The following is a 17,148-nucleotide window of genomic DNA, read 5'->3' as shown; positions in this document are numbered from 1 at the left end:
GTTACAACGCGGTCTACAGCGGAGGGTGGTGATGGCGGTAACAAACGACGTACAGCTTCTTTATAGGGTTGGCGCATGGCCGACTCCTCGCTCGAATCCGCTGCCCCCCTCGCGCCGCACGGCGCCTTGCCCGAGGGCGGGAAGGTGCGGCCGATGACGCGCTGGGGCACGCCGATCATGCACCGGCCGAAGAAGCAGGTCGAGGTCTTCGACGACGCGCTGGCCGAGCTGGCCGCCGACATGGTCGCGACGATGTACGCCGCCGAGGGCGTGGGCCTGGCCGCCGACCAGATCGGCGAGGACGTCGCCATCTTCGTCTTCGACTGCCCCGACGCCACCGGGCAGCGCACCGTCGGCATCGTCTGCAACCCGGTCCTGACCCTGCCCGAGGGCGAGGATCGCCACCTCGACGTCGATCTGGAGGGCTGCCTCTCCTTCCCCGGCGCCTTCGTGGACTGCGCCCGCCCCGACTGGGCCGCGGTCGACGGTCTCGGCCTCGACGGGGAGCCCGTCCACTTCGAGGGGAACGGCCTGCTGGCCCGCTGCCTGCAGCACGAGACCGACCACACCAACGGCACCGTCTTCGGCGACCGCATCTCTGCCAAGGCCCGCAAGAAGCTCACCAAGGAGCACGACCGCCTGGCCAAGGACTACCCGGCCGAGTGGCCCGCCGGAGGCGACCCGGTCGACTAGCCCATCCGGTCGACGACGTACTCGGCGATGGCCAGGCTCGAGGTCGCCGCCGGGCTCGGCGCGTTGCGCACCGAGGTGATTCCGTCGGCATGGTGGATGACGAAGTCGTCGACCAGCGACCCGTCTCGCTCGACGGCTTGGGCCCGCAACCCGAGACCCGCGCGGGCGACGTCCTTCGCGCCGATCTCGGGCACGTAGCGTTGGGCCTCACGCATGTACGCCTCCTTGGACAGTACGCCGCGCAGCTCGGTGAAGCCGGTGCGCCAGTGCTCGGCGGCGAACCGCCAGAAACCTGGCCAGGCGAGCGTGTCGACGAGGTCACGCGGCGTCAGCGACGTCCGGCCGTAGCGGCGGCGACTGAGCGCCAGGAAGGCGTTCGGCCCGACCTCGAGACCACCGCTCACCCGGCGGGTGAAGTGCACGCCGAGGAACGGGTAGCGCGGGTCGGGAACCGGATAGACCATGCCCCGGACGAGATCCTGCTTCGCCTCGCTGACCTGCATGTACTCACCACGGAACGGGACGATCCGGGGCGCCTTCGGGCCGCCGGTCAGCTCACCGAGCCGGTCGGACTCCAGGCCACCGCAGACGACCAGGTGGTCGACCCGGGTCCGGCCGGCGAGCGTCTCCACCTCGATCCCGCCGGGGACTCGATGTATGCCGGTGACCTCCTGGCCGAGGCGTACCTCTCCCCCTGCCTCGGTGACGCTGCGGCCGAACGCCTCGGTCACGGCGACGTAGTCGGTGATCGCCGTCCGCGGCGAGTGCAGCGCGGCCAATCCGGCAGCGTACGGCTCGATCTCCTTCATCTCCTCGGGGCCGACCCGTCGCAGCCCCGGGACACCGTTGTCGGTGGCCGTCTTCTCCAGCGCGTCGAAACGGCCCAGCTCGGACTCCGCCACGGCGACGACGAGCTTGCCGCACTCCTCGAAGGGGATCCGGTGCTCGGCCGCGAAGTCCTTGAGCAGATCGCGGCCGCGCGTGCAGAGCCGGGCCTTGAGGCTGCCCGGCCGGTAGTAGATGCCGGCGTGGACCACACCGGAGTTGTGGCCGGTCTGATGAGCGCCGAGCCTGCTCTCCTTCTCGAAGACGATCATCGTCTCGGCACGACGGCGGCGCAGGATCTCCCGCGCCACCGCCAGTCCGAGGATCCCGCCGCCGACGACTCCGGTCGTGGTCAACGCGACTCGGCCCCGGGGAGGAGCTCACGCACCTGCATGGTGGCGCGGCACGCCGCGGCGCACTTCCGCGCCCACATCAGGGCCTCGTCGAGGGTGTCGACGTCGACGACGATGAAGCCGCCGAGGTGCTCCTTGCTCTCCGGGTAGGGGCCGTCGGTGACCACGCCGGCCTCGTCGACCGTCCAGGCGTCCTCGTGACCGCCCTTGATCCCGCCGCCGAAGACGAACGCGCCGGCGTCGATGGCCTCACGGGTCATCTCGGCGGCGGCCGCGGCGATGTCCGCCACGTCCTCCTCGCGGTAGTCCATCGCCTCGTCGCGGAACGAGATCAGATACCTGCTCATCTGCAACCTCCTGATTTCGGGCAGCGCTCATCGCCACCTCCACTCGCTCCACGAACGGGTCCGGCCGGTTTCGACCGCCCTCGTCGGTTTCCGGTGACAGGAAACGTACGCCGCGGCGGCCCTCATCGGGTCCAGAACCCAGCGATCTCCCCAGCAAGGCGTAGGCCCTGGCGATGGCCCGCCAGGGCCGCGGGCGGCCGGGTCGAGGGGTTCATCATGTTGTCGCCGAACGCCTCCAGCGAGGCTTCGTCGGGGAGAACGGTCTCGACAGTGCTCCCGCTCGCACGCAGCTCCTTGACCTGAGCGGCGAGGTCGCTGCGCCATCCGGCCGGGTGCCGGGTCCGGCCGCCCAGCGGCGAGAGCACGAGCACCCGTTCGTACCCAGCGGCCAGGTCGGCGTTCTCGCTCGAGCGCCGGTAGCCGCCGTCGATGTAATGGCGAGCACCGATCGCGTACGCCGGGCCGCCCGCGCAGCTGGCGGCGACCGCGTCGACCAGGTCGACGCCGCTGTCGCGGTCGAGCTCGACGGGTTCGCCGGTGTCGGCGTAGACCGCGGTGAGGAGGACCGCACGCTCCGGCCAGTGCGGGCTCGGCAGCCGCGCGGCGACGGTCCTCCGCCACCGCTCCTGGCCGGCCGGGCCCGACTCGGCGGCGAGCTCGATCGCGTCCACTCCGACCCGGCGCCGCATGTCGGCCAGGTCCGCCGAGGCCGCGATGATGGCGTTGGTCCGTTCGAGGTGGGTCGAGCTGATGGGGCTGAAACCGCGCTGGCTCACCGAGGGCTGGGGTGTCGGCGCCGAGAGGATGGCGACCAGCAGGTCGGCCGGGCTCGCGCCGCCGAGCTGAGCCGCGGCCGTCGCGCCGGCTGAGGTGCCGATGACCAGATCGGCCCCGGTCACGTCCAGCCCGCCTTCGTACAGGCCGGCGACGAGGCCGATCAGCCAGGCGTTGCCGGCCGATCCGCCGCCGCCGAGGACCAGTGCGCGCTCGCGGCCGGTGGGGATTCGTGAAGTCGTGTTCATGGGAGTCGCCTTTCGGAAGGTTTCCGCAGGCGCTCCCGGTGGCTCGGCCTGGGGGTCGGGCTCAGCCGCGCGATCGTGGAGGGCGGGGAGCACCCGCTGATGACGTTGCGTACACGGGTCTCACCTCCTGCCCTCGGATCACGATCGGGACGAAGCTAGCACGAGGACACGACGCGGCTCATCCCGATTACGACGCCGATCGACCCGTCTCGGCCTTGCCGTGAGTCCGTGACGAAGACCTGGTCCATCCTGCGCCTGGCCATGGCCGCGCTCATCCTCGCGGCCATCCTGACCGAGTTCCGCAACGCCATGCGTACGGTGCCCGCCGAGGGCTCCAGCACCGCGACGGTCCTGGTGAACTTCTTCAGCTACTTCACCATCGAGTCGAACCTCTTCGCCCTGGCCGCGCTCGTGGCCGGCGCGGGCTGGGCCCTGACCCGGAAAGGTCCGGAGCCGGTCTGGATCGCGGTGCTGCTCGCCGCGGCCACGACGTTCATGACCATCACCGGCCTCGTCTACAACCTGCTGCTGCGGGGGATCGCGCTCGCCACGACGCCGTGGGCGAACGAGGTGCTGCATCTGATCGGTCCGATCTTCTTGATCGTCGACCTGTTCTTCGCTCCCCCGCGCCGCCTGCCGTGGCGTACGGTCGCCGTGGTCATCTCGTGGCCGATCCTGTGGGTGGTCTACACCCTGTTGCGCGGCGAGCACGCCGTCTCCCCGCTGACCGGGGAGGGCTGGTGGTATCCCTACCCGTTCCTGAACCCGCACGTCCAGGACGGCTTTCTGGTCGTCGCGTTCTACGTCGCCGGCATCGCCGCGGCCTTCACCCTGGTCGCGTGGGGAGTCGTCAGCGTCGGCCGCCGCCGCGACATCGCCCCGGTCGAACCCTCCACCACGGAGGTCGCACCCTAGCGGGTGCGGATCATCCAGCGCTCGGGTGCGGGCAGCGGCTCCCAGCCGTACTTCGCGTAGAGCTCGTGGGCGTCCTCGGTGGCGAGCAGGGTCCGGCTGATGCGGTAGGGCTCAAGGTCGGCGACGACGCCCTCGATCAGCAGCTTGCCGGTTCCTTGGCCGCGTACGCCCGGGTCGACGATCACGTCGCACAGCCAGGCGAAGGTGGCGAGGTCGCTGACCACGCGGGCGAAGGCGACCTGGTTCCCGGCCGTGTCGTAGACGCCGTAGCAGCGCGAGGCCTTGTTGGCCGCGTCCTGCACCTCCCGCGTCCGGTCGCCGGCCCAGTAGGACTGCGCGAGCATCCGGTGCACCCAGTCGGCGTCGATCCGGCTCTGGTCGGCCGAGAAGGAGTACGCCGGGCCCTTCTCGCTCGCGGCCGGCTCCGCGCTCAGCAGGCCGAGCAGGTCGTCCGGCTCGGGCTCGGGTCGCGCGAGCTGCGGGGCGACGGCGGGCGCCTCGACGGCCCCCGCGTACCCCGGACCGGGGTCCGGCGTACGACCCTGCTGGTAGGCCAGGGCGGCGCCGTTCGCGAGCTTGTCGGCGGCCTCGTTGAGCGGGTGCCCGGAGTGGCCCTTGATCCACTCGAACCGGACGTCGCGGCCCTGCATCGCGGCGTCGAGATCCTTCATGATCTCGACGTTCAGGACGGGCTTGCCGTCGGCCTTCTTCCAGCCCTTGCGCTTCCAGCCGGCCATCCACTTGGTGACCGAGTTGATGACGTACTTGGAGTCGCAGTAGACCAGCAGCGGCTCGCCGGTGTGCGCCGTCTGGCGCAGCAGGTCCAGGACCGCGGTCAGCTCGCCCTGGTTGTTGGTCCCGTGCGGCCACCCGCCGCAGGCCCAGGCGGACTCGTCCACATACCAACCCCACCCCGCGGGCCCCGGGTTCCCGAGCGCCGAACCATCAGCAGCAGCCACAATCGTCACGCGCCCATCCTGCCAGCCGTACCCCGGCTCTCCTCGGGCGGTCAGGGGTTGACGCGCGGGCCGGACGCGGTGGAGCCGCGGACGACCAGCTCGGGGTGGAAGACGAACTCCGAGTGAGGCGTGCCGGTGCCGGCGATCTCGTCGAGGATCGCCCGGACCGCGGCCTGGCCCATCGCCTGGACGGGCTTGCGGACGGTGGTCAGCGGCGGGTCGGTGAAGGCGATGAGCTGGGAGTCGTCGTAGCCGACCACGGAGACGTCCTCGGGAACGCGCAGGCCGCGCGAGCGGGCGGCGCGGATGGCGCCCAGCGCCATCATGTCGCTCGCGCACACGATCGCGGTGAAGCCGTCGTCGAGGAGCTCGGAGGCCGCGGCCTGGCCGCCCTCGAGGGTGAACAGCGAGTCGCGGATGTGGCCCTTCTCGACCTCCTCGGCGCTGAGGCCGAAGCGGTCGGACATGGTCGCGACGAAGCCCTCGATCTTGCGCTGGACGGGGACGAAGCGGCGCGGGCCGACGGCGAGGCCGATCTTGGTGTGGCCGAGCGTGGCGAGGTGGGTGACCGCCAGCTGCATCGCCTCGCGGTCGTCGGGCGAGATGAACGGCGCCTTGATGTCGGGGGTGAAGCCGTCGAGGAGGACGTACGGCACGCCTTGGGCGCGCAGCTTCTCGTAGCGTGTCATGTCGGCGGTGGTGTCCGCGTGCAGACCGGAGACGAAGATGATCCCGGTGACGCCGCGGTCCACGAGCATCTCGGTGAGCTCGTCCTCGGTCGAGCCGCCGGGGGTCTGCGTGGCGAGCACCGGGGTGTAGCCCTGCCGGGTCAGTCCCTGCGCGATGACCTGCGCGAGCGCGGGGAAGATCGGGTTGTCGAGCTCGGGTGTGATCAGGCCGACCAGCCCCTCGCTGCGCTGGCGCAGCTTCACCGGGCGCTCGTACCCGTGGACGTCGATCGCCGCCAGCACCGCTTCCCGCGTGGCCGCGGCGACCCCGGGCTTGCCGTTGAGGACGCGACTGACCGTCGCCTCGCTCACGCCCGCATGGGCCGCGATATCAGCAAGGCGGGCGGAGGCTGGTGTTATGGGCACGGTCACATCATGCCCCCTCCCCACACGGCCTGCAAGAACTTTCTGCAAGTTTGCAACTTTTGCTGAAAGGCTCTTACATTCTCCCCGACGCGGGGTTACCTTCGTCACACCACCGGGCGGCTTCCTCGCCCGGCCCCATATCGAAGGAGAACTCATGCGACGTGGCATCGTGGCCACCGCAGTGGCGGCATCGCTCGCCCTCGCGGCAACGGCATGTGGCGGTAGCAGCGGCGACAGCAGCGACGGCCCGGTCACCATCACCTGGTGGGACACCTCGAACGCGACCAACGAGGCGCCGACGTACCAGGCCCTCGTCAAGGACTTCGAGAAGGCCAACCCGGACATCAAGGTCAAGTACGTCAACGTGCCCTTCGACCAGGCACAGAACAAGTTCGACACCGCCGCCGGCGCCAGCGGGGCTCCCGACGTGCTGCGCGCCGAGGTCGGCTGGACCCCTGCGTTCGCGCAGAAGGGCTATCTCGCTCCCCTCGACGAGACCGAGGCGCTCGAGGAGAAGGACGCCTTCCAGCCCAACCTGATCAAGCAGGCCGAGTTCGACGGCAAGACCTACGGCGTCCCGTTCGTCACCGACACCCTCGCGCTGGTCTACAACAAGGCGCTCTTCGAGAAGGCCGGGATCACCGAGGCCCCCGCCACCTGGGACGACCTCAAGAAGGACGCCGCGACGATCAAGTCCAAGACGGGTGTCGACGGCTACTGGGGCTCCACCTCGGCCTACTACGCGCAGCCGTTCCTCTACGGCGAGGGCACCGACACCGTCGACGCGGAGGCCAAGAAGATCACCATCACCTCCCCGGAGGCCAAGAAGGGCCTGACCACCTGGCAGGGTCTCTTCGACGGCGCGGGCCTGCACAAGGCGGACACCACCGCCGACGCGTACGCCCACATCCAGGACGCCTTCGTCAACGGCAAGGTCGCCGCGATCATCCAGGGCCCCTGGGAGATCACGAACTTCTACAAGGGCTCGGCGTTCCAGGACAAGAACAACCTCGGCATCGCCACCGTCCCGGCCGGCTCGACCGGCGAGGCCGGCGCCCCGACCGGCGGTCACAACCTGTCGATCTACGCCGGCTCGGACGAGGCGCACCAAGAGGCCTCGGCGGCGTTCGTGAAGTTCATGACCTCGGCCGGCACCCAGGCCCAGATCGCGCTGAAGAACTCCACGCTCCCGACCCGCGACGACGCCTACACCGACGAGGTCAAGGCCGACCCCGGCATCGCCGGCTTCCAGACCGTGCTCCCGGCCGCCCAGCCGCGACCTGAGCTGCCCGAGTACTCCTCGCTGTGGGGTCCGATGGACCAGGAGCTGCCGAAGGTCGCCTCCGGCGCCGAGACCCTCGACGAGGGCCTGGCCACGCTGGAGACGGCCTTCGCCGACCTGCTGCCCGACTTCTCCAAGTGACACCGTTTCAACTGACACCGTCTAAGTGAGCCGATGACTCTGACAGCACCAGCGCCCGCCGCCGAGACCCCGCGGTCTCGGCGGCGGGCGCCCCGCCCCGTCCAGCGCGTGCGCGACTCCTACCGCCGCTACTGGTACGCCTATGCGATGGTCGCGCCCGTCGTGATCGTCCTCGGCGTGCTGGTCGGTTACCCGCTCCTGCGCGGCTTCTACCTGACCCTGACCGACGCCAACAGCCTCAACTCGGCGCGCACCATCGGCGTCAACACGATCGACGCGACGTACAAGTTCGTCGGTCTGGACAACTACGCCGAGATCCTGTGGGGCCCGGCGGCCTACGACCGGTTCTGGTCCCACTTCGTGTGGACCATCGTCTGGACCGTCACCTGCGTCGTCCTGCACTACGCGATCGGCCTCGGCCTGGCGATGCTGCTCAACCAGCGGCTGCGCGGGCGCGTGGCGTACCGGCTGCTGCTGATCCTGCCCTGGGCGGTGCCGACGTTCGTCACCGTCTTCGCCTGGCGGATCATGCTCGCCGACGCGGGCGTCATCAACACGATGCTGGGCACGATCGGTCTCGCCGAGCCGAGCTGGCTCGAAGACCCGACCTGGCAGCGTACGGCCGCGATCATGGTCAACACCTGGTGCGGCGTGCCGTTCATGATGCTCTCCCTTCTCGGCGGGCTGCAGTCGATCGACGAGAACCTCTACGAGGCCGCCGAGATCGACGGCGCCAGCGCCTGGCAGCGGTTCCGCCACGTCACCCTGCCGGGACTGTCCTCGGTGAGCTCGACCGTCGTCCTGCTCGGTGTGATCTGGACCTTCAACCAGTTCGCGATCATCTTCCTGCTCTTCGGCAACACCGCGCCGGACGCGCAGATCCTGGTCACCTGGGCCTATCGACTCGGCTTCGGGCAGCAGCCTCGCGACTTCGCCATGTCGGCGGCGTACGGCGTGCTCCTGCTCGCGATCCTGATCGTCTTCACGTCCTTCTACTACCGGTGGTTGAAACGCAATGACCAGCTCGCCTAGTACCAAGCAGCGCCGCCGCGGTGAACTCGGCCCGGTCGCGAAGGTGAGCACGCACCTCACCCTCACGGTGGCCTCGCTGATCGCGCTGTTCCCCATCGTCTGGCTCGTCTACCTGTCCCTGGGACCGGACAAGGACGACTACCTCCACCCCGGCGGGATCTTCGCGAAGGCGACGTTGGACAACTACTCGTTCGTGCTGACCAACACCGCCTTCTTCAACTGGCTGTGGTCGACGCTGGTGGTCGCCGGGGGCACGACGCTGTTCGGCGTGATGTCGGCGGCGACGACCGGCTATGCGGTCTCGCGAATGCGGTTCCCGGGCCACCGGCCGCTGATGTGGGTCCTGCTGCTGACGCAGGCGTTCCCGATCGCGGTGCTGATCGTGCCGATGTACGAGATCTTCTCCCAGCTGCGCCTGGTCGACTCGCACCTGGGCCTGATCCTGGTCAACTGCACCACGATCGTCCCCTACTGCTCCTGGCTGCTGAAGGGCTACTTCGACACCATCCCGATCGAGCTCGACGAGGCCGGCATGATCGACGGCCTCACCCCGTTCGGTACGTTCTGGCGACTGATCCTGCCCCTGGCTCGCCCGGGGCTCGCGGTGGCCGCGTTCTACGCCTTCATCACCGCCTTCGCCGAGGTCGCGTTCGCCTCGACGTTCCTGCTCGACGACTCGAAGTACACCTTCGCGGTCGGGCTGCAGAGCTTCGTCAGCGAGCACGACGCCCAGTGGAACCTGATGGCCGCCACCGCGGTCCTCATCGCCATCCCCGTGACCGTCTTCTTCTATCTCGTCCAACGACACGTCGTCACCGGCCTGACCGCCGGCGGCGTCAAGGGCTGAAAGGCTTCCCAGAAATATGAACAGCCTCATGAGCACCGACTGGTGGCGCGACGCCGTCATCTACCAGGTCTACCCACGCAGCTTCGCCGACAGCGACGGCGACGGCACCGGCGATCTTCCCGGGATTCGGTCCCGACTCCCCTACCTCCGCTCGCTGGGGGTCGATGCCGTCTGGCTGAGCCCGTTCTACGCCTCGCCGCAGGCCGACGGGGGCTACGACGTCTCCGACTACCGCGCGGTCGACCCGCGCTACGGGACGCTGGACGACGCTCGCGCGCTGATCTCTGCTGCCCACGACCTGGGGCTCAAGGTCATCGCCGACATCGTCCCCAACCACTCCTCCGACCAGCACGCGTGGTTCCAGCAGGCCCTGGCCGAGGGCCCCGGGTCGCCGATGCGCTCGCGCTACCACTTCCTGCCCGGTCTGGGCGAGAACGGCGAGGAGCCGCCCAACGACTGGGACTCGATCTTCGGCGGTCCCGCCTGGACCCGGGTGCCCGACGGCGAGTGGTATCTCCACCTCTTCGCCCCCGAGCAGCCCGACTTCAACTGGAACTCCCCCGAGGTCGCCGCGGAGTTCCTGGACATCCTGCGATTCTGGCTCGACCTCGGCATCGACGGCTTCCGCATCGACGTCGCCCATGGTTTGGTCAAGGCCGAGGGCCTCCCCTCCATCGGCCACGCGGACCAGCTCCACCTGCTCGGCAACGACGTGATGCCCTTCTTCGACCAGGACGGCGTCCACGAGATCTACCGGTCGTGGCGGAAGGTACTCGAGGACTACCCGGGCCGGATCTTCGTCGCCGAGGCGTGGACCCCGACGGTGGCACGGTCGGCCAACTACGTACGCCCCGACGAGCTGCACCAGGCCTTCAACTTCGAGTACCTCGACACCGCCTGGGACGCCGCCGCGCTGCGGAAGGTCATCGACAGCTCCCTGGACGCGATGCGTCCGGTCGGGGCTCCGGCGACCTGGGTGCTGTCCAACCACGACGTCACCCGGCACGCCACCCGGTTCGCCAACCCTCCGGGGTCGGGGACGCAGATCCGCACGGCCGGGGACCGCCCACTGGGGCTGCGCCGGGCGCGGGCGGCAACCCTGCTGATGCTCGCACTCCCGGGCTCGGCGTACGTCTACCAGGGCGAGGAGCTCGGCCTCCCCGACGTCACCGACCTGCCCGACGAGGTCCGCCAGGACCCGTCCTTCCACCGCGCCAACGGCCAGGACGGCTTCCGCGACGGCTGCCGGGTGCCGCTGCCCTGGACGCGGACCGGTTCGTCCTACGGCTTCGGCGACGGCGGCTCCTGGCTGCCGCAGCCGTCGTCCTGGGGTGAGCTGAGCGTCGAGGCTCAGACGGGTGTCGAGGGCTCGACCCTCGAGCTCTACCGCTCGGCGCTGAAGATCCGTCGCGAGGTCTCCGGCCTCGGCGCCGGCGACGCGGTCACGTGGCACGACGAGGCCCCCGCCGGGGTCCTGTGGTTCGAGCGCTCCGGTTTCGCGTGCACCGTCAACACCACCAAGGACCCCGTACGCATCGCCGCCCCCGGCGACGTACTCCTCTCCTCCACGGGCCCCGTGCCCGTCACCGACGGCTCCGCCGACCTCCCCGGCGACACCACCGTCTGGTGGCAGCTCTAGCCCAGACCACCCGCCGAGGCGTCACCCCCGTGGGCCGAGTTGGCACATTCGTGCCGGCTCGGCCGACGTACGTGACGCCTCGGCCGGCGCGGCTGACGCCTCGAACTGTGCAGTGTCCGTAGCCTGAGGTCTCGTCGAAACCCCTTCGTCGCACAGACCGAGAGCGAACTCGAGGCTAGGCGGCGACCATGAGGAGGAACGGCCGTGGGCCAGGCTGACGAGCAGACACAGACACCTGGGATCAGCTGTCTCACGATGCTGTTCCTGGCGCCGGTCCCGTTCGTACTCGTTGGCCTCGTCGTGGCATTCGTATGGTTCGTCGTGATCCCAAAGAACCGCGACCTCACGGACTACACGGGACGAACCGAGGGCGTCGTGGCCAAGGCGGTGAAGACCGGTGCCAGTAAGAAGCTCATCACCTATACCTACGAGGTCGACGGTCGCACATACAAGGACACCTTGGGTGTCTACGAGCACGCCTACGTCGGCGACCAGCTCGAGATCTGCTACGTACCGCATGATCCCGCGAAGGATCATGTCGTCGACTTCTCCGACCTTGTCTGCGGCCGCGACAATCCACGATGACCGCCCACGTCGCGCTTCAACGGCGGGCGGTGACGTAGCAGGCGACCGCGGTGGCGGCGGCCACGTTGAGGGAGTCGATGCCGGCGGACATCGGGATGATGGCGCGGCGGTCGGCGGCCTGCTGCCAGCGCGAAGAGAGGCCGTGGCCCTCCGAGCCGAGGACGAGAGCGACCTTGTCGACGCCTTCGACGGCCTTCTCGATGTCGACGGCGTCGTCGGCCAGGGTCAGGGCGACGGTGGTGAAGCCGGCAGCGGAGAGGGTCGGGAGGGCTTCGTACCAGTCCGGGAGACGGGTCCACGGCAGCGCGAAGACCGCGCCCATCGCGACCTTGATCGAGCGGCGGTAGAGCGGGTCGGCGCAACGCGGCGCCAGCAGCACGGCATCGAACCCCAGCGCGGCCCCGGACCGGAAGATCGCGCCGACGTTGGTGTGATCGACGATGTCCTCCAGCACCAGGACCGAGCGCGCACCCTCCAGCACCGACTCCACCGACGACAACGGCCGCCGCTTCAAGGAAGCCAACGCGCCGCGGTGCACATGGAACCCGGTCACCTCCTCGGCGGCTTTCTCGCTCATCACGTAGCACGGCGCATCCGTCGTGGCGAGCACGTCGGAGAGCCCGTCAAGCCACTTCGGCGCCATCAGGAACGAGCGCGGCTCGAAGCCGCCGGTCACGGCGCGGCGTACGACCTTCTCGCCCTCGGCCAGGAACAGTCCCTCCGAGGACTCCAACGACTTCCGCAGCTCGACGTCGCGCAGGTCGCGGTAATCAGCGAGCCGGGGATCGGCGGAGTCGGAGATCTCGATGAGTTCAGCCATGAGGGGTCCAGCGTAGGCGCGTACGAGATTGCCCCACACATCCGTACGTTCCCAGCGGTGGGAACCAGCTGGCGCCTAGAAGAAGTCCGGGTGGGCGACGCGGACCACCTCGCCGACGACGATGATCGCCGGGGGCTGGACGTTCTCGTCGGCCAGGGTCTTCTCGAGGGTCTCGAGGGTCGCCAGGACCGTACGCTCTGTAGGCATCGTGCCGTCACAGATGACCGCGACGGGGGTGCCGGGATCGCGGCCGCCATCGAGAAGAGCCGTCGCGATCGCGGGGGCGTTCTGGACGGCCATGAGGAGGACCAGAGTGCCACCGAGCTGAGCGACGGCAGGCCAGTTGGTGAGCGAGGTGGGATCGCCCGGCGGGACGTGGCCGGAGATGACGGTGAACTCGTGCGCGACGCCGCGATGGGTCACCGGGATCCCGGCGACACCGGGCACCGTCACCGGCGAGGTCAGGCCGGGGATGACGTGCACCGGCACGCCGGCCTCACGACAGGCCAGCACCTCCTCGAAGCCACGGCCGAAGATGAAGTTGTCGCCGCCCTTGAAGCGCGCGACCGCCTTGCCCGCCTGAGCCGCCTCGACGATGATCCGGTTGATCTCCTCCTGCTGGGCCGAGCGGCCACGGGGAAGCTTGGCGACATCGACCAGCTCGACGTCGGCGGGCAGCTCGGAGAGCAGCTCGCGCGGTGCCAGCCGGTCGGCGACGACGATGTCGGCCTCCATCAGGGCCTTGCGGCCGGCGACCGAGATCAACCCGGGGTCACCCGGGCCGCCGCCGATCAGGGTCACTCCGGGCACGCGCTGACGCTCGTGCGGCGCGATCAGGTCGCCGGAGCGCAGCCCGTCGAGGATCCGGTCGCGCACGCCCGCGGAGCGCCGCGGGTCACGGTTGGCGAGCACGGCGACGGTCAGGTCGCCGTCGTGCCCGGTCGCCGGGGTCCAGGCGGTGGCCTGCCTGCCGTCGTCGGAGCGTACACAGAAGATCCGGCGCTCCTCGGCGGCGACCGAGACCTCCTCGTTGACCTCGGCGTTCTGGGTGGCGGCGATGACGTACCAGGCGCCGTCGAGCACCTCGGCCGAGAAGCGGGCCTGGTGCCAGGTGATCTCGCCCGAGCCGAGCAGCCCCTCCAGGGCCGGGGTCAGCGAGGGCGAGACGACCTCGACCTGCGCACCTGCCGCGATCAGCGCCGGCACGCGCCGCTGCGCCACGCGGCCACCACCGACGACGACCACCCGACGACCCTCGAGGATGAGGCCGGCGGGATAGGGAACGGCATGCTCAGAACTCATGGGTACATCCTCGCCCAACACCCGGCCGCTGCCGGACAACGGGTCGATTCGCGGACTACGTCGGTGAGCTACGTTGGTAGGCATGGCTCTCGATCGTCCGGTGAAGCCGGATCCCTACTCGCTCATGCCCGCCCTCCCCACCTTCACATTGACCAGCGCGGATGTCACCGACGGACAGCCGCTGAAGCAGGACCAGGTCTACGCCGACGGCAACACGTCCCCGCAGCTCAGCTGGAGCGGTGCACCGGAGGGGACGAAGTCCTACGTCATCACCTGCTTCGACCCCGACGCGCCCACGCCCAGCGGCTTCTGGCACTGGGCCCTGGTCGACGTCCCCGCCGACGTGACCGAGCTCCCGGCCGGTGCCGGGGCCGCGGACGCCGAGCTTCCTGGCAAGGCGTTCCACGTCGCGTCCGACTTCGGCACCAAGGACTTCGGCGGCGCCGCGCCCCCGGCCGGTGACCAGGTCCACCGCTACTACTTCGTCGTCCATGCGGTCGGCGAGGAGACCCTGGGCGTGGACGACGGGGTCACCCCGGCGGTGGTCTCCTTCAACCTGGCCTTCAAGGCCCTGGCCCGCGCCGTGGTGATGGGCACCTACCAGCACTGAGACGTGGGGGTCCCGGGGCGACCCGGGACCCACCCTCAGCCGGAGGCGAGGTGGGTCAGCGGCATCGGCGTACGCCGGTGCTCGACGTCGCGGGACAGACCGAACGCGAGGAACATCTCGCTCAGACACCGCTCGAACTGCCGCCGGCCGCTGAAGAACCTGCTGATGATCGCGCGGTCGGGGAATCCGGCGTGGATCAGGCCCAGCACCTCGCTCTGACGCATCGTCAGCCTCGCGATCGCCTCGGGGTCGGCGTCGGGAGAGGCCTCGACCATCCGAGAGATGACCTCGGGGTCGACGACGACCTCACCCGAGGCCACCCGACCGACGACGTCGAGGAAGTGCGGGATGGTGCGTACGCGGGACTTGCGCAGGTAGCCCAGACCGCCGGTGCCGGTGCTGGCGAAGACCGACGCCGCGTACGCCGTCTCGACCGTGTCCCCGAGCACGACGATGCCCATCTCCGGCACCTTCTCGTGCAGCCGGACCGCAGCCCTGATCCCCTCGTCGACCGGTCCCAGGCGGGCGTCGGTGACCGCCAGCGTGGGCAGCGTGTCGGTGGCAGCCTGGATGAGGGCCTCGGCATCACCCGCGTCCGCGACCACCTGATAGCCGCCGCGCGCGAGCAGGTCCGTGAGCCCAGCACGAAGAAGAGGCGACGCGTCGGCAACGACGACGCTCGGCTCATAGCTGGACACAACGGCTCCGCTCGGTCTTGGGGGTAGCGGTCGAGACGCATTCTGTCGCAGAAGACCGCAAACCCCGGGATCCCGCGCCGGATCAGAACTCCGGCGGCCCCTCGGAGGCTCGCTTGAGCAGCGTCTCGAAGGACGTCGGGTTGGCGAACTCGTCCTCCACCAGCGTCCGATGCGGCGCCGGAGCCGGCGCGCCGCCGCCCAGGGCCAGCAGGGCGGCCAGCTCGGCGGCGGCACGGTCGACCCGCTTGGGCAGCTCCGGGCCACCGGCGAAGTCCTCGGTCGCGGCGAAGACCCCGGTCGGGACGACCACGGCGTGCAGGTAGGCGAAGAGCGGCCGGAGCGCGTGCTCGAGCACCAGCGAGTGCCGGGCAGTGCCGGCAGTGGCAGCGATCAGGACCGGCTTCGCGTCCAGGACACCCTGCTCGAGGACGTCGAAGAACGTCTTGAACAGGCCCGAGTAGGACGCGGAGAAGACCGGGGTCACCGCGATGACGGCGTCGGCGCGACGTACCTGGTCGATGGCCGCCTGGAGCGCCGGCTTGGCGAAACCGGTGAGCAGGTTGTCGGTCAGCTCGTGCGCCAGGCCGCGCAGCTCGATGTGCTCGACCTGGACCTCCGCGCCCCGGGCCTGCACGGCCCGGGTCGTGGCGTCACCGAGCATGTCGGCGAGCAGCTTGGTCGAGGACGGGACCGAGAGCCCCGCGGAGACCACGACGATCCGGGTCACAGCTCCCCCTCCAGAACCTTGGCGACCTCGGGGTCGGCCAGGTCGCGGTCGGACGAGCCGGTGGCGGAGTCGCCCTCGGCGTAGACGGTCGAGTCCTTCGCGCCGCCGGCCTTCTCCACCAGGGAAGCGTGGGTCGGGGCGTCGGGGACACCGGGCTTGCGCAGCTTCTCGAACTCCGCGCGCAGGGTCGGCAGGATCTCGCCGTAGAGGTCGAGCTGCTCCAGCACCGTCTTCAGCGGCAGCCCGGCGTGGTCGAGCAGGAAGAGCTGGCGCTGGTAGTCGCCGACGTACTCGTGGAACGAGAGCGTGCGCTCGATGACCTGCTGCGGCGAGCCGACGGTCAACGGGGTGGCCTCGGTGAAGTCCTCCAGCGACGGACCGTGGCCATAGACCGGGGCGTTGTCGAAGTAGGGCCGGAACTCGTCGATCGCGTCCTGGGAGTTGGGCCGCATGAAGAACTGCCCTCCCAGCCCGACGATCGCCTGGTCGGCGGTGCCGTGGCCGTAGTGCTCGAAGCGCTGCCGGTAGAGCTGCACCATCTGCTTGGTGTGCGAGGCCGGCCAGAAGATGTGGTTGTGGAAGAAGCCGTCGCCGTAGTACGCAGCCTGCTCGGCGATCTCGGGCGAGCGGATCGAGCCGTGCCAGACGAACGGCGCGACGCCGTCCAGCGGCCGCGGCGTCGAGGTGTAGCCCTGCAGCGGCGTACGGAACCGGCCGGACCAGTCGACGACGTCCTCGCTCCACAGCCGGCGCAGCAGGGCGTAGTTCTCGATCGCCAGGTTGATGCCCTGGCGGATGTCCTTGCCGAACCAGGGGTAGACCGGGCCGGTGTTGCCGCGGCCCATCATCAGGTCGACGCGACCGTCGGTGAGGTGCTGGAGCTTGGCGTAGTCCTCCGCGATCAGCACGGGGTCGGTGGTGGTGATCAGGGTGGTCGCGGTGCTCAGGATGATGTTCTCGGTCTTGGCACCGATGTAGGCGAGCGTCGCGGTCGGGTTGGAGGCGATGAACGGCGGGTTGTGGTGCTCACCGGTCGCGAAGACGTCCAGGCCCACCTCCTCGGCGTGCTTGGCGATCTCGACGGTGGCCTTGATCCGCTCGTGCTCCGTCGGGGTCCTACCGGTCGTCGGGTCCATCGTGACGTCACCGACGGTGAAGATGCCGAACTGCATACCCATGGTTCCCTGCCCCTTTCGTGGACTCTCGCCACGATAGTTGAAATCCGAACTACTCGGCAAACAGTTGCTGCATCAACGT

Annotated in this window: 18 protein-coding genes; 8 read left to right on the top strand and 10 right to left on the bottom strand. The window is 69.6% G+C overall.

The window, feature by feature from the left end; all coding sequences use genetic code 11:
- Positions 1 to 75 precede the first annotated feature (75 nt).
- Complete coding sequence (gene def / locus ABZ796_RS05180; protein ID WP_357335145.1) at positions 76 to 693, top strand: peptide deformylase; 618 nt, start codon at positions 76 to 78, stop codon at positions 691 to 693.
- Here the strand turns inward: def and lhgO are convergent.
- The 3 genes from lhgO to ABZ796_RS05165 all read right to left on the bottom strand — a co-directional run bounded on the left by lhgO (position 690) and on the right by ABZ796_RS05165 (position 3,240).
- Complete coding sequence (gene lhgO / locus ABZ796_RS05175; RefSeq protein WP_357335143.1) at positions 690 to 1,874, bottom strand: L-2-hydroxyglutarate oxidase; 1,185 nt, start codon at positions 1,872 to 1,874, stop codon at positions 690 to 692. The genes def and lhgO overlap by 4 nt on opposite strands.
- Positions 1,871 to 2,218, bottom strand: coding sequence for a YciI family protein (locus ABZ796_RS05170; RefSeq protein WP_357335142.1), 348 nt, complete (start codon positions 2,216 to 2,218; stop codon positions 1,871 to 1,873). The genes lhgO and ABZ796_RS05170 overlap by 4 nt, the downstream gene beginning before the upstream one ends.
- A gap of 122 nt (positions 2,219 to 2,340) precedes the next feature.
- A complete protein-coding gene (locus ABZ796_RS05165; protein WP_357335140.1) occupies positions 2,341 to 3,240 on the bottom strand; it encodes a patatin-like phospholipase family protein in 900 nt (299 codons plus the stop codon).
- A 228-nt stretch (positions 3,241 to 3,468) separates the two neighbouring features.
- Between ABZ796_RS05165 and ABZ796_RS05160 the strand changes: the two genes are divergently transcribed.
- Complete coding sequence (locus tag ABZ796_RS05160; protein ID WP_357335139.1) at positions 3,469 to 4,155, top strand: Pr6Pr family membrane protein; 687 nt, start codon at positions 3,469 to 3,471, stop codon at positions 4,153 to 4,155.
- Here the strand turns inward: ABZ796_RS05160 and ABZ796_RS05155 are convergent.
- A complete protein-coding gene (locus ABZ796_RS05155) occupies positions 4,152 to 5,123 on the bottom strand; it encodes a GNAT family N-acetyltransferase (RefSeq protein ID WP_357335137.1) in 972 nt (323 codons plus the stop codon). The two genes, ABZ796_RS05160 and ABZ796_RS05155, sit on opposite strands and share 4 nt — an antisense overlap.
- 41 nt (positions 5,124 to 5,164) lie before the next feature.
- Positions 5,165 to 6,208 (bottom strand): LacI family DNA-binding transcriptional regulator, encoded by a 1,044-nt coding sequence (locus ABZ796_RS05150; protein ID WP_357335136.1) that lies wholly within the window; start codon positions 6,206 to 6,208, stop codon positions 5,165 to 5,167.
- 154 nt (positions 6,209 to 6,362) lie between these two features.
- Between ABZ796_RS05150 and ABZ796_RS05145 the strand changes: the two genes are divergently transcribed.
- The 5 genes from ABZ796_RS05145 (at position 6,363) to ABZ796_RS05125 (ending at position 11,734) form a co-directional block, all read left to right on the top strand.
- The gene (locus ABZ796_RS05145) at positions 6,363 to 7,631 is read left to right on the top strand and encodes an extracellular solute-binding protein (RefSeq protein ID WP_357335134.1); all 1,269 of its coding nucleotides are present in this window, start codon (positions 6,363 to 6,365) and stop codon (positions 7,629 to 7,631) included.
- Between the two features lie 33 nt (positions 7,632 to 7,664).
- Positions 7,665 to 8,663, top strand: coding sequence for a sugar ABC transporter permease (locus tag ABZ796_RS05140; protein ID WP_357335133.1), 999 nt, complete (start codon positions 7,665 to 7,667; stop codon positions 8,661 to 8,663).
- Positions 8,647 to 9,510, top strand: a complete 864-nt coding sequence (locus ABZ796_RS05135; protein WP_357335132.1) for an ABC transporter permease subunit — start codon at positions 8,647 to 8,649, stop codon at positions 9,508 to 9,510. The genes ABZ796_RS05140 and ABZ796_RS05135 overlap by 17 nt, the downstream gene beginning before the upstream one ends.
- Before the next feature lie 28 nt (positions 9,511 to 9,538).
- Positions 9,539 to 11,149: a glycoside hydrolase family 13 protein gene (locus ABZ796_RS05130; protein WP_357335130.1), complete on the top strand. Its 1,611-nt coding sequence runs from the start codon at positions 9,539 to 9,541 to the stop codon at positions 11,147 to 11,149.
- A gap of 204 nt (positions 11,150 to 11,353) precedes the next feature.
- The gene (locus tag ABZ796_RS05125) at positions 11,354 to 11,734 is read left to right on the top strand and encodes a hypothetical protein (protein ID WP_357335129.1); all 381 of its coding nucleotides are present in this window, start codon (positions 11,354 to 11,356) and stop codon (positions 11,732 to 11,734) included.
- A 16-nt stretch (positions 11,735 to 11,750) separates the two neighbouring features.
- Here ABZ796_RS05125 and ABZ796_RS05120 read toward each other — a convergent pair whose 3' ends face one another.
- Both ABZ796_RS05120 and cobA read right to left on the bottom strand, forming a co-directional pair.
- A complete protein-coding gene (locus tag ABZ796_RS05120; protein WP_357335127.1) occupies positions 11,751 to 12,554 on the bottom strand; it encodes an RNA methyltransferase in 804 nt (267 codons plus the stop codon).
- A gap of 75 nt (positions 12,555 to 12,629) precedes the next feature.
- Positions 12,630 to 13,856 carry a uroporphyrinogen-III C-methyltransferase gene (gene cobA, locus ABZ796_RS05115; protein ID WP_357335125.1) on the bottom strand — a complete coding sequence of 409 codons (1,227 nt, stop codon included), beginning with the start codon at positions 13,854 to 13,856 and terminating at the stop codon, positions 12,630 to 12,632.
- Between the two features lie 82 nt (positions 13,857 to 13,938).
- Between cobA and ABZ796_RS05110 the strand changes: the two genes are divergently transcribed.
- Positions 13,939 to 14,466, top strand: a complete 528-nt coding sequence (locus tag ABZ796_RS05110; RefSeq protein WP_357335123.1) for a YbhB/YbcL family Raf kinase inhibitor-like protein — start codon at positions 13,939 to 13,941, stop codon at positions 14,464 to 14,466.
- A 35-nt stretch (positions 14,467 to 14,501) separates the two neighbouring features.
- Here ABZ796_RS05110 and ABZ796_RS05105 read toward each other — a convergent pair whose 3' ends face one another.
- The 3 genes from ABZ796_RS05105 to ABZ796_RS05095 all read right to left on the bottom strand — a co-directional run bounded on the left by ABZ796_RS05105 (position 14,502) and on the right by ABZ796_RS05095 (position 17,063).
- Complete coding sequence (locus ABZ796_RS05105; RefSeq protein WP_357335122.1) at positions 14,502 to 15,164, bottom strand: response regulator transcription factor; 663 nt, start codon at positions 15,162 to 15,164, stop codon at positions 14,502 to 14,504.
- Between the two features lie 82 nt (positions 15,165 to 15,246).
- Entirely contained in the window at positions 15,247 to 15,891 is a 645-nt protein-coding gene (locus tag ABZ796_RS05100) for an FMN reductase (protein WP_357335120.1), read from the bottom strand.
- Positions 15,888 to 17,063 carry an LLM class flavin-dependent oxidoreductase gene (locus ABZ796_RS05095; protein ID WP_357335230.1) on the bottom strand — a complete coding sequence of 392 codons (1,176 nt, stop codon included), beginning with the start codon at positions 17,061 to 17,063 and terminating at the stop codon, positions 15,888 to 15,890. Before ABZ796_RS05095 ends, ABZ796_RS05100 begins: the two co-directional genes overlap by 4 nt.
- Positions 17,064 to 17,148: the final 85 nt, after the last annotated feature.

This window comes from Nocardioides sp. NPDC047086, assembly GCF_040643685.1.
In the GTDB taxonomy this organism is placed as follows: Bacteria; Actinomycetota; Actinomycetes; order Propionibacteriales; family Nocardioidaceae; genus Nocardioides.
The sequence above is the reverse complement of the archived record's forward strand: the minus strand, read 5'-3'. Positions and strand labels throughout refer to the sequence as shown.

Excerpts from the sequence above, each read along its gene's own strand:
- def (WP_357335145.1), top strand. The coding sequence starts at position 76 with ATGGCCGACTCCTCGCTCGAATCCGCTGCCCCCCTCGCGCCGCACGGC.
- ABZ796_RS05170 (WP_357335142.1), bottom strand. The coding sequence starts at position 2,218 with ATGAGCAGGTATCTGATCTCGTTCCGCGACGAGGCGATGGACTACCGC.
- ABZ796_RS05165 (WP_357335140.1), bottom strand. The coding sequence starts at position 3,240 with ATGAACACGACTTCACGAATCCCCACCGGCCGCGAGCGCGCACTGGTC.
- ABZ796_RS05145 (WP_357335134.1), top strand. The coding sequence starts at position 6,363 with ATGCGACGTGGCATCGTGGCCACCGCAGTGGCGGCATCGCTCGCCCTC.
- ABZ796_RS05140 (WP_357335133.1), top strand. The coding sequence starts at position 7,665 with ATGACTCTGACAGCACCAGCGCCCGCCGCCGAGACCCCGCGGTCTCGG.
- ABZ796_RS05135 (WP_357335132.1), top strand. The coding sequence starts at position 8,647 with ATGACCAGCTCGCCTAGTACCAAGCAGCGCCGCCGCGGTGAACTCGGC.
- ABZ796_RS05130 (WP_357335130.1), top strand. The coding sequence starts at position 9,539 with ATGAGCACCGACTGGTGGCGCGACGCCGTCATCTACCAGGTCTACCCA.
- ABZ796_RS05120 (WP_357335127.1), bottom strand. The coding sequence starts at position 12,554 with ATGGCTGAACTCATCGAGATCTCCGACTCCGCCGATCCCCGGCTCGCT.
- cobA (WP_357335125.1), bottom strand. The coding sequence starts at position 13,856 with ATGAGTTCTGAGCATGCCGTTCCCTATCCCGCCGGCCTCATCCTCGAG.
- ABZ796_RS05110 (WP_357335123.1), top strand. The coding sequence starts at position 13,939 with ATGGCTCTCGATCGTCCGGTGAAGCCGGATCCCTACTCGCTCATGCCC.
- ABZ796_RS05095 (WP_357335230.1), bottom strand. The coding sequence starts at position 17,063 with ATGCAGTTCGGCATCTTCACCGTCGGTGACGTCACGATGGACCCGACG.